Annotated in this window: 14 protein-coding genes and 1 tRNA gene; 8 read left to right on the top strand and 7 right to left on the bottom strand. The window is 35.2% G+C overall.

The annotated features are described in order from the left end of the window. Positions 1-16 precede the first annotated feature (16 nt). Positions 17-916 carry a hypothetical protein gene (locus tag OLM58_RS18260; protein ID WP_264530034.1) on the top strand — a complete coding sequence of 300 codons (900 nt, stop codon included), beginning with the start codon at positions 17-19 and terminating at the stop codon, positions 914-916. A 99-nt stretch (positions 917-1,015) separates the two neighbouring features. On the opposite strand, the gene OLM58_RS18255 is transcribed toward OLM58_RS18260, so the two are convergent. The 4 genes from OLM58_RS18255 to OLM58_RS18240 form a co-directional block, all read right to left on the bottom strand. Continuing rightward, a complete protein-coding gene (locus tag OLM58_RS18255) occupies positions 1,016-1,333 on the bottom strand; it encodes a GIY-YIG nuclease family protein (protein ID WP_264532451.1) in 318 nt (105 codons plus the stop codon). Between the two features lie 175 nt (positions 1,334-1,508). Then, positions 1,509-1,760 (bottom strand): GIY-YIG nuclease family protein, encoded by a 252-nt coding sequence (locus tag OLM58_RS18250; protein ID WP_264530033.1) that lies wholly within the window; start codon positions 1,758-1,760, stop codon positions 1,509-1,511. Between the two features lie 124 nt (positions 1,761-1,884). Beyond that, positions 1,885-2,115, bottom strand: a complete 231-nt coding sequence (locus OLM58_RS18245; RefSeq protein ID WP_264530032.1) for a GIY-YIG nuclease family protein — start codon at positions 2,113-2,115, stop codon at positions 1,885-1,887. Positions 2,116-2,190: 75 nt separating this feature from the next. After that, positions 2,191-2,268: transfer RNA gene (locus tag OLM58_RS18240), tRNA-Val, on the bottom strand. A 264-nt stretch (positions 2,269-2,532) separates the two neighbouring features. Here OLM58_RS18240 and OLM58_RS18235 point away from each other — a divergent pair. Both OLM58_RS18235 and OLM58_RS18230 read left to right on the top strand, forming a co-directional pair. Further along, on the top strand, positions 2,533-4,323 hold the full coding sequence (locus tag OLM58_RS18235) for an ABC transporter ATP-binding protein (protein WP_264530031.1): 1,791 nt from the start codon (positions 2,533-2,535) through the stop codon (positions 4,321-4,323). Between the two features lie 40 nt (positions 4,324-4,363). Continuing rightward, positions 4,364-5,671 carry an OprO/OprP family phosphate-selective porin gene (locus OLM58_RS18230; protein WP_264530030.1) on the top strand — a complete coding sequence of 436 codons (1,308 nt, stop codon included), beginning with the start codon at positions 4,364-4,366 and terminating at the stop codon, positions 5,669-5,671. Between the two features lie 133 nt (positions 5,672-5,804). On the opposite strand, the gene OLM58_RS18225 is transcribed toward OLM58_RS18230, so the two are convergent. Then, the gene (locus tag OLM58_RS18225; RefSeq protein WP_264530029.1) at positions 5,805-6,974 is read right to left on the bottom strand and encodes a proline dehydrogenase family protein; all 1,170 of its coding nucleotides are present in this window, start codon (positions 6,972-6,974) and stop codon (positions 5,805-5,807) included. Between the two features lie 272 nt (positions 6,975-7,246). On the opposite strand from OLM58_RS18225, the gene aroB reads away from it, so the two are divergent. From aroB to recQ, 5 genes are all read left to right on the top strand, one after another. Next, the gene (gene aroB, locus OLM58_RS18220; protein ID WP_070908027.1) at positions 7,247-8,314 is read left to right on the top strand and encodes a 3-dehydroquinate synthase; all 1,068 of its coding nucleotides are present in this window, start codon (positions 7,247-7,249) and stop codon (positions 8,312-8,314) included. Between the two features lie 298 nt (positions 8,315-8,612). Further along, on the top strand, positions 8,613-10,016 hold the full coding sequence (locus OLM58_RS18215; protein WP_017498536.1) for a decarboxylase: 1,404 nt from the start codon (positions 8,613-8,615) through the stop codon (positions 10,014-10,016). Positions 10,017-10,123: 107 nt separating this feature from the next. Then, positions 10,124-11,092: a deoxyhypusine synthase family protein gene (locus OLM58_RS18210; RefSeq protein WP_017498535.1), complete on the top strand. Its 969-nt coding sequence runs from the start codon at positions 10,124-10,126 to the stop codon at positions 11,090-11,092. Between the two features lie 7 nt (positions 11,093-11,099). Next, complete coding sequence (locus OLM58_RS18205; protein WP_264530028.1) at positions 11,100-11,504, top strand: DNA primase; 405 nt, start codon at positions 11,100-11,102, stop codon at positions 11,502-11,504. Between the two features lie 134 nt (positions 11,505-11,638). Further along, positions 11,639-13,747 carry a DNA helicase RecQ gene (recQ, locus tag OLM58_RS18200; protein ID WP_264530027.1) on the top strand — a complete coding sequence of 703 codons (2,109 nt, stop codon included), beginning with the start codon at positions 11,639-11,641 and terminating at the stop codon, positions 13,745-13,747. A 269-nt stretch (positions 13,748-14,016) separates the two neighbouring features. Here recQ and OLM58_RS18195 read toward each other — a convergent pair whose 3' ends face one another. Together OLM58_RS18195 and OLM58_RS18190 are read right to left on the bottom strand one after the other, a co-directional pair. Then, entirely contained in the window at positions 14,017-14,532 is a 516-nt protein-coding gene (locus OLM58_RS18195) for a DinB family protein (protein WP_264530026.1), read from the bottom strand. Positions 14,533-14,545: 13 nt separating this feature from the next. Beyond that, positions 14,546-17,131, bottom strand: a complete 2,586-nt coding sequence (locus tag OLM58_RS18190) for a phosphoenolpyruvate carboxylase (RefSeq protein ID WP_264530025.1) — start codon at positions 17,129-17,131, stop codon at positions 14,546-14,548. Positions 17,132-17,201 lie beyond the last annotated feature (70 nt).

The raw sequence follows: 17,201 nt of genomic DNA, 5'->3' as shown, positions 1-17,201 counted from the left end.
TTGAAATTTTTTTTGTATGAAAAACTTTATATATGTATTTATTTTACTTCTTATAGCAAGTTGCGGGGGTATTAAGACAGGAAATACTGCAGCTGATGTTAATAATTATACAAACAAGCAACTTTTTGCATTAAAAGGATATCAGCCAATTGATCCGATTGCAGTTAATGATCGTCACGTTAGTTTAGATAGTATGATTTATTATTTTCCCAACGAAGCGACTCGAGTTGCTATTGGCAAGCTAAGCGAAAATGGCTCATTAGCTTTTGGAGCGAATGCCATTGCAAGACGTGGAGAAAGTTATACGATAATAATTGACTATATAAAATATCACACAACTTCAATCCCAGCACGCTACGGTTATTCACTTGATTATGCAGAATCCAATTCAAATAGACGAGAGCATTTGGAAACTTTATCAGGTAGTATTGAATTCACAAAAAAATATAAAGAACAGATTGCTGCTAAAGATAGTATAGAATCTGAAAATACTACTTCATTAGAAGTTAGAATACCCATATATGTGGGTGTAGGCCTCAGAATTCAATCAAATGTAATTGTTTTGAAAGATTCGTTAAATATAAACCTTGGAAGTTTATATAATTTAGGGATAGCGGCAAGCCAGAATCAAATAAATGGAACATTGATAATACAAACTTTGGGGATTTCTGGACGGCAAATATCTTCGGCAATTCCGATTCCTGATAAAATAAATGAAAGTACTGTCCAAAATGCGATTATCTCATTAGCAACAATCAAATCAAAACTTTATGATCCAGAAACGGATATCAAACCTCATGTTGTTGGCTTCGGGTTATTATTTAATGTTGAGGGAGGCAAAGATTTGATTGAAAATACGCTGCAAAGTGCCCCCCCCTGTAATAAAGGAAAAGAAGAAGAAGAGCTTGGTTTTTGAAATGGCTTCCTTTTCAAAGAGTCATGGTCAAATAGAAGCAGGAGATACACTTGGTTTTTGAAAGAATTTACTTTACAAGGAAACTAAACTTATAATTTTCTAATAAATAGCAATAAAAAAACTCCTTAATTTCTTAAGGAGTTTTCTTTGTGGGCGATGAGGGGTTCGCCCCCCCGACCACTTCCGATGAGAATCGGAATGCTCTGAACTAGCTGAACTACCTCTATCTTGAATTAACTCCTGAATTTTAATTCTGCTTTTCCAGGATTTTATCTGCAACTCTCTTTTGTGAGCTTCTTCTTTAGATTTATAGTTTTCCGTATAAACAACTCTCCAATCATTAACACTCCCAGTAAAACCTTTACTTTTTTGATTATGTCGAATAAGTCTTTCACTTAAATCAGAAGTAAATCCTATATAGAATTTGTTCTTACTTTCACTAAATAAAACATATACAACAAACTCTATAAAGCTATAACATAAAAAACCTCCAAAATCAATTGACTTTGGAGGTGGTATTATTGGTAGGCGATGAGGGGTTCGAACCCCCGACCACTTCCGATGAGAATCGGAATGCCCTGAACTAGCTGAACTAACCTCTATTTTGAATTAACTCCTGAATTTTAATTCTGCTTTTCCAGGATTTTATCTGCAACTCTCTTTTGTGAGCTTCTTCTTTAGATTTATAATCTTCCGTATAAACAACTTTCCAATCATTAACACCCCCAGTAAAACCTTTACTTTTTTGATTATGCCGAATAAGTCTTTCTCTTAAATCAGAAGTAAATCCTATACAGAATTTGTTCTTACTTTCACTAAACAAAACATATACAACAAACTCCATAAAGCTATAAAATAAAAAACCTCCAAAATCAATTGACTTTGGAGGTGGTATTATTGGTGGGCGATGAGGGGTTCGAACCCCCGACCACTTCCGATGAGAATCGGAATGCTTTGAACCAACTGAACTAGCCTCTATTTTGAATTAACTCCTGAATTTTAATTCTGCTTTTCCAGGATTTTATCTGCAGCTCTCTTTTGTAAGCTTCTTCTTTAGATTTATAGTCTTCCGTATAAACAACTTTCCAATCATTAACACTCCCAGTAAAACCTTTACTTTTTTGATTATGCCGAATAAGTCTCTCACTTAAATCAGAAGTAAATCCTATATAGAATTTGTTCTTACTTTCACTAAACAAAACATATACAACAAACTCTATAAAGCTATAAAATAAAAAACCTCCAAAATCAATTGACTTTGGAGGTGGTATTATTGGTGGGCGATGAGGGGTTCGAACCCCCGACCCCCTCGGTGTAAACGAGGTGCTCTGAACCAGCTGAGCTAATCGCCCTATTTTACTAGGTTGCTATCGTTGTTGATTGCGAGTGCAAACTTACGACTAGATTTTGTATTTACAAGCTTATTTTGAAGAAAAATTACATCATTTTGCGAAATAATTTTTAGTAATCTATTTATCAATCTTTTAAAACAGAAATATTTTTCATCCTTTTTTGCCATTTAGTTAAAAAACGAAATCTCAAAGCCTAATTTCGAATATTCTTTTGTATTCACTGGCTATAATCATACATTTGCATACCTTTAATAGTATACTCAAATGCCTAGATATCAAGAAAACGATTTACCTAAAGCTAAATTAGACTCTAATTCACTTCAAAAAGCACTACGAATTTTTAAATACGGTAAAAATCACAAATGGAAATTCTTTCTGGGATTGATTTTTCTCTTATTAACCAGCGCCACTGCCCTTGCCTTTCCGAAATTAATGGGTATGCTCGTGGATTGCGTTACCAATAAGAATCTCAACAGAGCCAACGAAATTGCAGTTGGCCTTATGGTAATCCTTACACTGCAAGCTATTTTCTCTTTTTTCAGAATTTCGCTTTTTGTAAATTTTACCGAAAATTCACTTTCAAACATCCGCTTTGCTTTGTATGAAAACTTAGTAAAACTACCAATGTCTTTTTATTCCCAAAAACGTGTTGGAGAACTAAACAGCCGAATCAGTGCTGATATTTCACAACTACAGGATACTTTCACTACGACCATTGCTGAGTTTTTACGTCAGTTGATCCTAATTATTGGTGGATTTGTTATTTTAGGTAACATCAGTCCAAAGTTAACTTTAATGATGCTGGCTATTGTACCCATGGTCACTGTAGCGGCAGTTGTTTTTGGAAGATTCATTCGCAAGTACGGAAAGAAAACACAGGATAAAGTAGCCGAAAGTCAGGTAATTGTAGAAGAAACGCTGCAAGGAATAAGCAATGTAAAAGCTTTTGCCAACGAATGGTACGAAATTCAGCGTTATAAAAATAAAATCAAAGAAATTGTAAAAATCGCTATTAAAGGCGGTCAATACAGAGGTTACTTCGCTTCTTTTATCATTCTTTGTCTTTTTGGCTGTGTGGTTGCCGTGGTTTGGTACGGAATCACCTTAACGATTAAAGGCGAAGTTGAAGGCGTAGGAGATTTAATATCATTTGTTCTTTACACCACATTTATTGGTGCTTCTTTTGGTGGAATTGCCGAAATGTATGCGCAGATTCAAAAAGCAGTTGGTGCAACGGAACGTGTTTTTGAATTATTGGAAGAGACCCCTGAGGATATTAACGCCAAAACAAGAACTACTCCAATTGAAAAAATCAAAGGAAATCTTTCCTTCAAAAATGTTGCTTTCAGTTATCCTTCCAGAAAAGAAGTTGAGGTATTAAAAGAAGTAAATTTCACTGCCGAGTTTGGTCAAAAAATTGCAATTGTAGGTCCTAGCGGTGCCGGAAAATCGACTATCTCTTCGCTCCTTTTACGCTTTTACGACAGAACATCTGGTGACATTACGGTTGATGGAAAAAGTATTTATGACTACGATTTAGAAGAGCTTCGCGGAAATATGAGTATCGTTCCTCAGGATGTTATTCTGTTTGGCGGAACAATTAGAGAAAACATTGCTTACGGAAAACCGGATGCTACCAATGAAGAAATTATAGCTGCAGCAAAACAAGCCAATGCTTTTAATTTTGTGGAAGGTTTTCCTGAGAAATTCGAAACCTTAGTAGGAGAACGCGGCGTAAAATTATCAGGCGGACAGCGTCAGCGCATTGCAATTGCAAGAGCATTGCTTAAAAACCCAAGTATTTTAATATTAGATGAAGCGACATCCTCTTTAGATAGTGAGAGTGAAAAACTGGTTCAGGAAGCACTGGAAGTTTTAATGGAAGGAAGAACAAGTATCATCATCGCACACCGACTTTCGACTATTAGAAACGCCGATAAAATTCTCGTTTTAGATCATGGAAGAATTACCGAAGAAGGCACACATCAGGAATTAATCAACCTGGAAAACGGAACTTATAAAAACTTAAGCAACCTTCAATTCAGTAACTCCTAATCAGAATGTAAGCAGTATTAACTAACCTTAAACCATAGAAATGCCACATTTAAGAATCGTTTTAATTTTATTATTTATTGTTTTAAACACTATCAATGTTCTTGCACAGGAAAAACCTTTTAATGTAGTTAATATTTCCAAAGACGGATCGCAATACATCAAATTTGGAATAAACCTTCAGGTTTGGGGAAGATATGCCGAATTGAACGAAGGAAGTAAAATTGGTACAAATGAAGTTAGTGATACCTACGATATCGTCATCAGACGTTTGCGTTTGCAGGCAATGGGAATGCTGACGGAGAATATTTTCTTTCATCTTCAGCTGGGACAGAACAATATTAATTTCACACAAAACAACGGACCTTCAAATGCACCGCTTTCAATTATGGATGCTTTAGGAGAATATCATTTTAGTAAAAAACTTCATATTGGCGGTGGATTAACAGCCTGGGGAGCCGGAACAACTCGTTATTCAGCGAATAGTTCTTCCTCACATCTTACTCTGGATACGCCAATGTACCAGCAGTTTACTAATATTTCATCGACATTCGGAAACCGAAATCTAAGTATTTATGCTAAAGGTGATCTGGGCAAATTTAATTATCGTGCTGCTATTACCAATCCATACCGAAACACAACTGACAATTTAGGAATCAGTTCTTCGGTAAGCACACAAACACCAAGAGCACAATATGCGGGAATCTTAACCTACTCTTTCTACGACAAAGAGTCACTTGAAGATGCCTACCACAAAGGAACGTATTTGGGAACAAAGAAAATCCTTAATATCGCACTAGGTTATATGTCTCAAGCCAAAGCCATGTGGCATTTAACTCCCGATGCGACTATTGCATACGACGACATGCGAATACTGGGTTTTGATGTCTTTTACGACAGTCCGATTGACAGTAAAGGTGCTGCTATAACTGCTTATGCAGCTTTTAACAATAATTACTACGGAAAAAACTACATCCAGTCTGTTAATACACCCAATCCCGCTATAGGCGACAATTCTCTGATAAACGGTTCAGGTGCCGGATTTATTGGTGTAGGAACCGGAAATATATATTACGCACAGCTAGGATATCTTTTTGGAAAATCAGATAACGAATCTAAAAAAGGCCGTTTCCAGCCGTATGCTGCCACACAAATTGCAGACTTAAAAGCATTAGACACTCCAATGGCGATGTATGAATTAGGTGTAAATTATTACACTACCGGTACTTTAGGACCAAAATTCAGTTTAAACTATCAAAACAGAGCGGTTTACGACAAAAACCTTACAGGCGCTTACAAACAAAGTGACCGATTAGGAATGGTCGTTTTGCAATGCCAGGTTTCATTTTAATTCAATACCCAAATCCTGACAGGTTTTAAAAACCCATCAGATTTAATACATAAGATCAAATCAATAAAAAATCCCAAATTCCAATCGTAACAATTGGGATTTGGGATTTTTTATGTTGGAATTTTACTTTAATTTATTTTCCTTTTCTTCTTTTGCGTTCCGCTTTAATCATAGACAATTCGCGGCTGGTTTGACCCGCAACTGAAGTATTCTCTTCTGCACGACGAATCAGGTAAGGCATAACATCTTTTACTGGTCCGAAAGGTAAATATTTTGCAACATTATAGCCGTTCTCTGCTAAATTGTAACTGATATTATCACTCATTCCATACAATTGTCCAAACCAGATTTTAGTATCGTTTTTCGCAATTCCTTTTTCCTGCATTATTTCCATCAATTTATAAGAACTCAATTCGTTGTGAGTTCCTGCAAAAATGGACATGCTTTCCAAATGCTCCGCCATATAACGTATCGCAGCATCATAATTAACATCTGTAGCTTCTTTAGAAACACAAATTGGAGAAACGTAATTTTTCTCTTCCGCACGTTTGTTCTCTTTCTCCATATAAGCACCACGAACAATTTTCATTCCGATAAAGAAACCTTCATTCTTAGCCACTTCATGCAGTTTTTTCAAATAATCCAAACGATCCCAACGGTACATTTGCAAAGTATTGAAAACAATCGCTTTTTCTTTATTATATTTACGCATCATGTCGGTAACCAAATCATCGGCCGCATCCTGCATCCAGCTTTCTTCTCCGTCAATTAGCAAGGCCACATCTTTTCTGTGAGCTTCAGCACAAACATGATCAAAACGGGCTACTACTCTATCCCACTCTGCTTGTTCTGTTGGAGAAAGCGTTTGTTTCTCGCCTAATTTTTCATATAATTCAAAACGTCCAAAACCGGTTGGCTTAAATACTGCAAACGGAATCGCCAAACGTTCTTTTGCAAATTCAATGGTTTTTAAAGTCATTTCTAAAGCAGCATCAAACTGCTCTTCTTCTTCTTTTCCTTCAACCGAATAATCCAACACTGATGAAACACCTTTAGTAAACATCCTGTCTACCACTGTAATACAATCGTCTTCGTTTACACCACCACAAAAATGGTCAAAAACAGTTGCACGAATCAATCCTTCTACCGGAAGATGCGCTTTAATAGCAAAATTAGTAACAGCGGTTCCAATCCTCACCAAAGGCTGGCTGTCGATCATTTTAAAAAGAAAATAAGCTCTGTCAAGTTCCGTATCACTTTTTAGCGAAAATGCAACCTGAGTGTTATCAAATATTTTTTCCATTAAGGTCAGTTTTTTATGCAAATATAGATAGAGTTTTGAATATTTTTCAATAATCACTACCCTATTTTTCAATATCATTAACAACATTGTTATATTTTTACAGCTTGCAACACAAGAGTTTGCCTCACAACAATCTTTTTGAAAGAAAATTACAGACAAACACCCTAAAACCTTATATAGAATGATTCGTTTTAAGACAAATTAGAACAAAACTTTGAATATTATTTAGTTAAAAATGCCTTATTTTGCGGTTTCAATTCAACGACAGAGATATGCAATCTATTCAGGCCAATAATTATCTGGTGCATTTTAACCAAAATGCATACGAAGCTTTAAACCATCACTTAAAAGAAAGTAAATATTCAAACGTGTTTATCATAGTTGATAATCAGACCAATGAGTACTGTTTACCAAAGTTTTTACCTTTATTAGAAACAGATCTGACCATAGAGATCATTGAATTTGAAGCAGGAGAAATCAATAAAAATATCGAAACCTGTATTGAAGTATGGAAAGTCCTGACAGAACTTGGTGCCGACAGAAAATCACTTGTCATTAATCTTGGCGGTGGTGTTGTAACGGATTTGGGAGGTTTTGTCGCTTCGACTTTTAAGCGCGGAGTAGATTTTATCAATATCCCCACTACCTTATTATCTATGGTTGATGCTTCTGTTGGAGGAAAAACCGGAGTAGATTTAGGAAATTTAAAAAACCAAATTGGTGTAATCAACGTACCTCAAATGGTATTAATTGACACACAATATCTTGAAACGCTGCCGCAAAACGAAATGCGTTCCGGTCTTGCCGAAATGCTAAAACACGGATTGATTTACGATTCTGCCTACTGGAAGCAGTTTTTAGATTTAAATTCAATTGATTACGCTGATTTTGACGAATTGATTTACCGTTCTGTAGAGATAAAAAATGACATTGTCATTCAGGATCCAACCGAAAAAAACATCCGTAAAGCCCTTAATTTCGGACATACCTTAGGGCATGCCATAGAGGGTTACTTTTTAGAAAGTGAAACAAAAACGACACTATTACACGGAGAAGCCATTGCAATCGGAATGATACTGGAAAGTTATATTTCATTGCATAAAAACTTAATCTCAGCAGCAGAATATGCCGAAATTAAAACCGCAATTAAGAGTATTTACGACGACGTAAAAATTGAAGAAAACGACATCGATCCGATCCTCGAATTGCTGATTCACGACAAAAAAAATGAGTACGGATTAATTCAATTTGCCTTAATCGAAGGAATCGGAAAAATAAAAATTAACCAATCGGTTGAAAATAAATTAATTCTAGACGCGTTTCAGGATTATAAATCTTAAACTTTTTTTAATAAAAAAGCTTTGCTTTAGGTATATATTATTTTTTACATTTGCCACGATGAAAACGAACAGTAAACAAAGACATTTTAACTCTTACAGAAACCGCCTCAACAGTTCTTTATTAAGAATGTTGAACCGTTTTTATAATAGTAAAAGTCCATTTTGTTTTGATGTCTTTTTGTGCTCGAAAGCAGAACACGAAAGGCTGGAAATTATATTTGCTAATATTAGGGTTTGAATTTTAGATTGAATTTTCGTCATCTAAATTAAATATCACATCCTAAATATTAAAAAATAAATGAATACAAAATATTCTGACCTTATCAATCAAACATACTATTTTCCTCAGGAAGAATTCAAATTAAACAAAGACAATCTACAATTTCACAACATCGATTTGATGAAATTGGTAGAACAATACGGAACTCCTTTAAAGTTTACTTACCTTCCTCAGATTTCAGAGAACATCAATAAGGCAAAAGCCTGGTTCAGAAAATCAATGGAGAAAAATAAGTACGACGCAAAGTACTACTACTGCTATTGCACAAAAAGCTCTCATTTTGAATACATTATGAACGAAGCTTTCAAGAATAACATTCACATTGAAACATCTTCAGCTTTTGACGTAAATATTGTTGAGAATTTATTGGAAAATGGTAAAATCAACAAAAGTACTTATGTAATCTGTAATGGATTTAAAAGAGACGAATACATTAGTAATATTGCAAGATTGATCAATAACGGGCATAAAAACACCATTCCGATTATTGATAACTACGAAGAATTAGATTTACTACAGGCTGAAATCAAAGGAAAATTCAAAATTGGAATTCGTATTGCAGCCGAAGAAGAGCCTAAATTTGAGTTCTATACTTCAAGATTAGGAATTGGATACAAAAACATCGTTTCGTTCTATAAAAAACAAATTCAGGAGAATGACAAACTGGAGTTAAAAATGCTTCACTTTTTCATCAATACCGGAATAAACGATACTTCCTATTATTGGAATGAGTTGGTAAAATGTATCAAAGTATACATTGCCCTTAAAAAGGAATGCCCTACCCTTGACGGATTAAACATTGGAGGTGGTTTCCCGATTAAAAACTCTCTTGCATTCGAATACGATTATCAATATATGATTGATGAAATTATCAATCAGATTAAAATTGCATGTGACGAAGCCGAAGTAGATGTACCCAACATCTTTACAGAATTTGGATCATTTACGGTAGGTGAAAGCGGTGGCGCGATCTATCAGATTTTGTATCAAAAACAACAAAATGACAGAGAGAAATGGAATATGATTGATTCGTCATTCATTACCACTTTGCCGGATACTTGGGCAATAAACAAACGTTTTATCATGTTGGCGGTAAACCGCTGGAATGATACTTACGAGCGGGTTTTATTAGGCGGCCTGACTTGTGATAGTGACGATTATTACAACTCAGAGCAAAATATGAACGCTATTTATTTACCTAAATACAACAAAGAAAAGCCACTATACATTGGTTTCTTTAATACTGGTGCGTATCAGGAAACTATTGGAGGATATGGTGGTTTACACCACTGTCTGATTCCTCAGCCTAAACATATATTAATAGATCGTGATGAAAATGGCATTTTAGCTACAGAAGTGTTCTCTGAACAACAAACTTCTGACGATGTATTAAAGATTTTAGGATATACTAAAAAGGTTTAAAAAAAAATACTGCTAAATAAATGTTAATAAATATAAAATTATTAATTTGCAGTATAAACTAAAAGGTTAAACTTTTAATTCAAAAAAAAATAAAAAAACAAGAACAAATGAAAGGACCAATCAGTCAGTTTATTGAAAAACATTATTTACACTTCAACTCTGCCGCTTTAGTAGATGCTGCAAAAGCATACGAACAACAATTGGCTAATGGAGCTAAAATGATGGTAAGTATGGCTGGCGCTATGAGTACAGCAGAAATTGGTAAAATTTTTGCCGAAATTATTAGACAAGATAAAGTACAAATTATTTCTTGTACTGGAGCCAATCTAGAAGAAGATATCATGAATTTAGTAGCACACTCTCACTACGAAAGAGTGCCAAACTATCGTGATTTAACACCGGAAGACGAATGGGCTTTATTGGAAAGAGGATTAAACCGTGTTACTGATACTTGTATTCCTGAGCATGAAGCATTCCGTCGTTTACAAAAACATATCTACAAAATCTGGAAAGAGGCTGATGATAAAGGAGAACGTTATTTTCCACATGAATTCATGTATAAAATGCTGTTATCAGGCGTTTTAGAAGAATATTACGAAATTGACTTAAAAGACAGCTGGATGTATGCCGCTGCTGAGAAAAATTTACCTATCATAGTTCCGGGATGGGAAGACAGTACAATGGGAAATATCTTTGCTTCCTATGTAATCAAAGGCGATTTAAAAGCCTCTACCATGAAATCAGGAATTGAATACATGACTTTCCTTGCGGATTGGTATCCAAAAAACAGCGCTAACGGAATTGGATTCTTCCAAATTGGTGGTGGTATTGCAGGAGATTTCCCTATTTGCGTAGTACCAATGTTGTATCAGGATATGGAAATGCACGATGTTCCTTTCTGGAGTTATTTCTGCCAAATCTCAGATTCAACAACCAGTTATGGTTCGTACTCGGGAGCAGTTCCGAACGAGAAAATCACATGGGGTAAACTAGACATCAAAACCCCTAAATTTATTATAGAGTCGGATGCTACAATTGTGGCTCCATTAATTTTTGCTTATTTATTAGATCTATAAGATATATATGAAAAGAGTTATAGTAGACTACGCTAAACTTACCAACGAAATTTTAAACCTTTTGGTAGAAAAATTTCCTGATGGTTATGATGATTCGGATGTAATCCGTTTTAGAAATGCTAAAAACGAATTAGTTGAAGCTGTTGAAGTTCGTACTGAAGATACTATTTATTTGGTAAAAATTAGTACTAAGCTTGCCGACAGAATCGAAAATTATGATGAAGACGATGATATCGACGTAGACGTAGATACAATCGAGCCTGTAAAAGGTCTTGATCTTGATGACGATATTGACGACGACGACGACGATGACAATCAGGACAAACCAGATGTTGACAATGGAGATGACGACGAAGACGATGAAGACAAAGAAGATATCGCTGACGACGAAGATGATGAAGACGAAGATTAAGCAATCTTTTTCAAGATAATTTAAAGGAACTCTATTGGAGTTCCTTTTTTTATGACTTCAGAAGTCTATTGTATTAAAAATAAGAAAAATACTATATATTTGCTTTTTACTTTTCCTCCTAATCAATCAACGCCATGACTTCAGAAATTCTACATGCCAAACTAAAGGAAAATTTCGGATTTGAAAAATTCAGACCCAATCAGGAGACAATCATTACCACGATACTTTCCGGTCAGGATACTTTAGCCATTATGCCAACCGGCGGAGGAAAGTCAATCTGTTTTCAGCTGCCCGCTTTAGTCTTACCCGGAATCACAATTGTGATCTCTCCACTAATTGCCTTGATGAAAGATCAGGTTGACAGTCTAAAAACAAATGGTATTAATGCCTGCTACATCAACAGCAGTCAATCCAGTCAGGAACAGCAATTCTACATAGACAATTTAAAATCAAACACTTTCAAGCTTGTTTACATTGCACCGGAAAGCTTGTCTTATCTGGACGTTGCTTTCAACGAATTGACAATCAGTCTTATTGCAATTGATGAAGCGCATTGTATTTCTTCCTGGGGACATGATTTTCGTCCAGCTTATACTAACTTGGGATATTTAAAGAGTCGCTTCCCTTCTACTCCTGTTCTTGCTTTAACTGCTACAGCCGATAAAGCAACCCGAACTGATATTATCAAGCAGCTAAAACTTAGAAATCCAAAAACATTCGTAGCCTCGTTCGACAGAAAAAATCTTAGCCTCGAAGTGCGTCCGGCTTTAGACCGCGTGAAACAAATTGTTGATTTTATTGAAAAGAAACCCAATGAATCCGGAATTGTTTATTGTTTAAGCAGAAAAACAACCGAAGAACTAGCGGATAAACTAAAGAAGAACGGAATCACTGCAAAGGCTTATCATGCCGGACTTGACAATAAAATTCGAGCCAAAACTCAGGATGATTTTATAAACGATGATTGTCAGGTGGTTTGTGCCACGATTGCGTTTGGTATGGGAATCGACAAATCCAATGTTCGGTGGGTTATACATTATAATTTACCCAAAAATATTGAAGGCTATTATCAGGAAATCGGACGTGCGGGTCGGGATGGGTTACCTGCCGAAACCGTAATGTTCGAAAGTTATGCCGATGTAATTCAGCTGCAGAAATTTGCTTCCGAAGGATTAAACTCCGATGTGCAATTGGCAAAATTAGAAAGAATGAAACAATACGCGGATGCTTTAAGCTGCCGTCGAAAAATTCTGCTTTCGTATTTCGGCGAGCTGGTAAAAGAAAATTGTGGTAACTGTGACATCTGCAAAAATCCGCCCACCTTTTTTGACGGAACTATTTTAGCACAAAAAGCTCTTTCTGCAATCGTGCGTTTAAAAGAATCTGAGCCGTTAGCAGTAATTGTTGATTTTTTAAGAGGCTCGAGAAACGCGTATATCTACGAAAAAAATTATCAAAGTCTAAAAACGTACGGAATTGGATCCGACATTTCGTGGTACGACTGGAATCAATACCTAATTCAGTTGATCAACCTGGGATATCTCGAAATTGCCTTCCATCAGCATAATAAAATTTTACTGACGTCTTTTGCAAAAAAAGTTTTGTTTGAAGGAGAAAAAGTAAAATTAAATACAGTTGTTAAAAAGGTAATCGATAAAAATGAAGTAAAAGAAGCCAATACAAAAACGGCTAAAAATTCTCTTTTCGAAACGCTACGAAAACTACGCTACGAAATTGCTCAGGAGGAAGAAGTTCCTGCTTATGTAATTTTCAGTGATGCCGCTTTGAGACAAATGGAAACCTTACGACCAATGAGTGATGAAGAGTTCCTTGCAATCGATGGTGTCGGAAATGCAAAACTCGAAAGATATGGTGCTGAATTTATAAAGGCTATCATTCAATTTCAGAAGGCAAAAAAAACAAACACGAAAGTTAAAAAAGAAAGCAACACGTATAAGACTACTTTAGAACTTTTTAGAAATGGCGAAACTGTCACAGAAATTGCCGGAAAAAGAAATTTAGGATACACCACAATTATATCTCACTTAGCCAAACTATATCTTGACGGTGAAGAAATAGATTTAAGCTCGTTTGTAACAAATGAAGAAGTCAAACAATTGCACAAAGCTCAAATCGAACTGGAATATCCTTCTGCTCTGAAACCCTACTTTGATTATTTTGAGGAGAAAATGAGTTATGATAAAATTCGATTAGGACTTGCAATTGTGGAACGAAATAAGTAAACCCCATTATTTTGTCATTTCGACTGAAAGGAGAAATCACACTAGAAACTCGACACAGAATGTCTTCAATCTTTATCGAATCCTGCATATGATTTGCTTCGCCTGTTCGTTATCAGTCGAAATTGCACAAGCAAAAAAAATCCGTGAATTGCTTCGCCTGTTCGCTATCGCTTGGGTCGTGGCGGTAAAGATTCATTCCTCCCTTTAATACAAAAAATAAAAAATCCTGTAAAGTTAAACGCTACAGGATTTTTACATAAGAAAGAAATCTACAAATAACGTTCTTCAAAAACTTTTTGATGGTGTTTTTGATGTCCAATTATTACGAATCCCAGAGCACGTACAGAAATCTGAAGATTTGAAGCTGTACCAATTCTCTTAAGCTGCTCTTCTGACAAACTCTTAAAAAACAACAAATTAGAATGTCTTAAGGCGGAGAGTTCCGTTAATAAACTCTGAATACTTCTGCTATTTGAATCTGTACTTATGGCGTAATCATTTTCTTCAAAACTTGGCAAAGCCATTTTATCATTTCGCGAGAATCGCAAAGCGCGGTAAGCAAAAATTCTCTCACAATCCATAATATGCTGGATAACGTCTTTAATCGTCCATTTTCCTTCTGCGTAGCGATAATCAAATTTATCCATCGGGATATTTTGCACAAATTTGATAAATTCATGCAATGAAATTTCCAGTTCTTCAAATAAATTCACATCTCCGGCTTCTTTGATGTAATTGGCAAACCCGCCAGAATATTCATTTTCTGTTAATAAAGCTGTGTTCATTTTTTTATAATTTTTAAGCTGAGTTTCTACTCGCATTTGTATTTCCAAAAAGAGATCTTGTTACTATTTTTTCATATACTTTAACCAAGTCTTCATCTACCACACTTTCCTTATTCAATTCGTTAATCCTTAGTAAAGCATATTGTTGTATTGTCAACAACGGCAATACAATACGCTCTCTTATCTGAATCGATGCTATACCATCAGGGTAATTTTCCATAAGCGTTTTATGCCCTGCAATTTTCAGCAAAAGACGTTTGGTTTCTGAAAATTCATCGTAGATAATTTGCCAGAATTCACCAAATTCAGGATCGTTTTTCATGTAAGCGGTAAGTGGTAAAAATGATTTCGCTAATGACATCATACTATTCTCCAACAGTGTTTTGAAAAATAAGGAGTCGTGATACAAATTTTGAACTTTGTCCCACTGTCCGCTTTCCTCAAAATATTTTAAAGCTGAACCAACGCCGAAAAATCCAGGTACATTCTGCTTTAACTGACTCCAGGATCCCACAAAAGGAATCGCTCTCAAATCAGCAAAATCAAGTGATTCTGATTTACTTCTTTTAGATGGTCGACTTCCGATATTGGTTTTTGAGTAATATTTCAGCGTACTCATTTTCTCCAAATACGGGATAAACTTAGGGTGATTCTTGAAACTCAGGTATTTTTCATATCCTAAATCAGCCAATTGTGTCAAAATTTCAGTTTCTTCAATACTTAGCTCATTCTTTTCTTTACTAAAAACCTGATTGGTAACTCCGGCACTTAATAAATTCTCAATATTATAACGACAGGAATCTAAAGTTCCAAAATTTGAACTAATGGTTTGTCCCTGAATTGTAATTTGAATTTCGTTATTCTCTATTTTTGGTCCTAAAGAAGCATAAAATTTATGTGTTTTTCCACCACCACGCGCAGGAGGCCCGCCACGACCATCAAAGAATATTGCTTGTATACCGTATTTTCTTGAAATTTCTGTCAATGAAATTTTAGCCTGATAAATACTCCAGTTCGCCATTAAATACCCCCCATCTTTGGTTCCATCAGAGAAACCTAACATAATAGTTTGTTTATTTCCTCTGGCTTCAAGATGTTTTGAGTACTCTGAATTAGTATACAATTGCTCCATAATCTGGTGCGCATTTTGTAGATCATCAACAGATTCAAAAAGCGGAATAATATCTACCGTCGGATTTTCCCAATTGTTCAGACGAATCATCGCAAAAGTTTCCATCACATTCAAAGCGCTTTCGTTATTACTGATAATATAACGATTGGCTCCAGACTCACCATTTGCTTGCTGTATGGTTTTAATGGTCTGAACAGATTCTAATGTAGATCTTGTAATTTCATTTTCAAAGTCAGCAGAATTTAAGTCACCTTTTACTTTCGACAAAACCCCTAATTTCTCCTCTTCAGACAAATCAAAGTAATTTTTCGGAAATATCTCCGAGCCCGAATTCAGATAAAAATCTACCACATCTTTAAATACAGCATTGTGAATTTTACTGTTCTGACGAATATCTAACGTCGCAAAGTGGAAACCAAACAGATTAATTTTTACCAGAAAAGCTTCCAGTTCATCTAAATAAAGAGATTGATGCTTCTCAATAATAATGGTTCTAATTTTGTTTAATTGCGTCAATAATTCTTCCAGAGTAATATAGATCTCGCCTTTAGAATAAAAAACAGAGCGGTAAAGTTTATGTTCAAGTTCAGAAACCAAAGTATCTACTCCTGAGAAAGTTAACTTTCTTTTTAAACTTCTCATTTCTATATAATAACACTTCAGGATTGAGGTACGCAAACGCTCTGCTACTTTTAAAGTAATTTCGGTTGTAACAAAAGGATTCCCGTCACGATCACCACCCGGCCAGAAACCCAATTTTATCAATTGATTCTGAATAGAACTCCCCTGAAGGATATTTTTTTGCAAATAATGAACAATTTCTCCTGAAGTAGCATAGAACACATTTTCTAAATACCAGATCAAACTCACCGCTTCATCATAAGGATTTGGCTTTTCATTCTGGATAAAAGGTGTTTTCCCAAGCTGTGCCAGCAATTGTTTGATTTTCAGTAAATCATTTGAACGAATAGCATCTTTCAAATCATTAATAATTCCCAAAACTGGACCCGGATAAAACTGCGTTGGATGTGCCGTTAAAACAGTTCTGACATTAAAGTTTTCTAAAAACTCAATCAACTCCTCATTCTTTTCCTTTGCATCAGATTTTTCTTTAATATCTCGCAACGAACCACGCCCTTCCATATTATTAACTTCCGGAAAAGCAGCATCTTCGATAGCATCAAATAATACAATTTGACGTTCGATATACTGAATAAATCGAAACATTAAATCGATTTTATCTTTTTCTGAAGCATCATTCAGGAATTTATTAGAGAAGAAGTTAACAATCTCTTTAGGAGTTTCCTGCTTTTTAAATCCTGTCTCACAAGTCTCTGTAAATAAAGGAAGTAAAACTCCTGTATTATCAATTGAATCAAAAGGTAATGTTATAAATACACTATTGTAAATATGGTATTTTGAAAGAACATCCTGATTGAAACGTTCGATTTTTGGTAACGTGTACATAATTTATTGGTAGTTGGTTGGTTAATTGGTCATAAAAAAACCCCAAGAATAAACTTGAGGTTATATTTAG

The sequence above is a fragment of the Flavobacterium sp. N502540 genome, from assembly GCF_025947365.1.
In the GTDB taxonomy this organism is placed as follows: domain Bacteria; phylum Bacteroidota; class Bacteroidia; order Flavobacteriales; family Flavobacteriaceae; genus Flavobacterium.
The sequence above is the reverse complement of the archived record's forward strand: the minus strand, read 5'-3'. Positions and strand labels throughout refer to the sequence as shown.

Bases quoted from the DNA above. Each gene is read 5' to 3' on its own strand.
- OLM58_RS18195 (WP_264530026.1), bottom strand. From the start codon at position 14,532: ATGAACACAGCTTTATTAACAGAAAATGAATATTCTGGCGGGTTTGCC.
- aroB (WP_070908027.1), top strand. From the start codon at position 7,247: ATGCAATCTATTCAGGCCAATAATTATCTGGTGCATTTTAACCAAAAT.
- OLM58_RS18210 (WP_017498535.1), top strand. From the start codon at position 10,124: ATGAAAGGACCAATCAGTCAGTTTATTGAAAAACATTATTTACACTTC.
- OLM58_RS18190 (WP_264530025.1), bottom strand. From the start codon at position 17,131: ATGTACACGTTACCAAAAATCGAACGTTTCAATCAGGATGTTCTTTCA.
- OLM58_RS18225 (WP_264530029.1), bottom strand. From the start codon at position 6,974: ATGGAAAAAATATTTGATAACACTCAGGTTGCATTTTCGCTAAAAAGT.
- OLM58_RS18205 (WP_264530028.1), top strand. From the start codon at position 11,100: ATGAAAAGAGTTATAGTAGACTACGCTAAACTTACCAACGAAATTTTA.
- OLM58_RS18230 (WP_264530030.1), top strand. From the start codon at position 4,364: ATGCCACATTTAAGAATCGTTTTAATTTTATTATTTATTGTTTTAAAC.
- OLM58_RS18260 (WP_264530034.1), top strand. From the start codon at position 17: ATGAAAAACTTTATATATGTATTTATTTTACTTCTTATAGCAAGTTGC.
- OLM58_RS18235 (WP_264530031.1), top strand. From the start codon at position 2,533: ATGCCTAGATATCAAGAAAACGATTTACCTAAAGCTAAATTAGACTCT.
- OLM58_RS18250 (WP_264530033.1), bottom strand. From the start codon at position 1,760: ATGGAGTTTGTTGTATATGTTTTGTTTAGTGAAAGTAAGAACAAATTC.
- OLM58_RS18215 (WP_017498536.1), top strand. From the start codon at position 8,613: ATGAATACAAAATATTCTGACCTTATCAATCAAACATACTATTTTCCT.
- recQ (WP_264530027.1), top strand. From the start codon at position 11,639: ATGACTTCAGAAATTCTACATGCCAAACTAAAGGAAAATTTCGGATTT.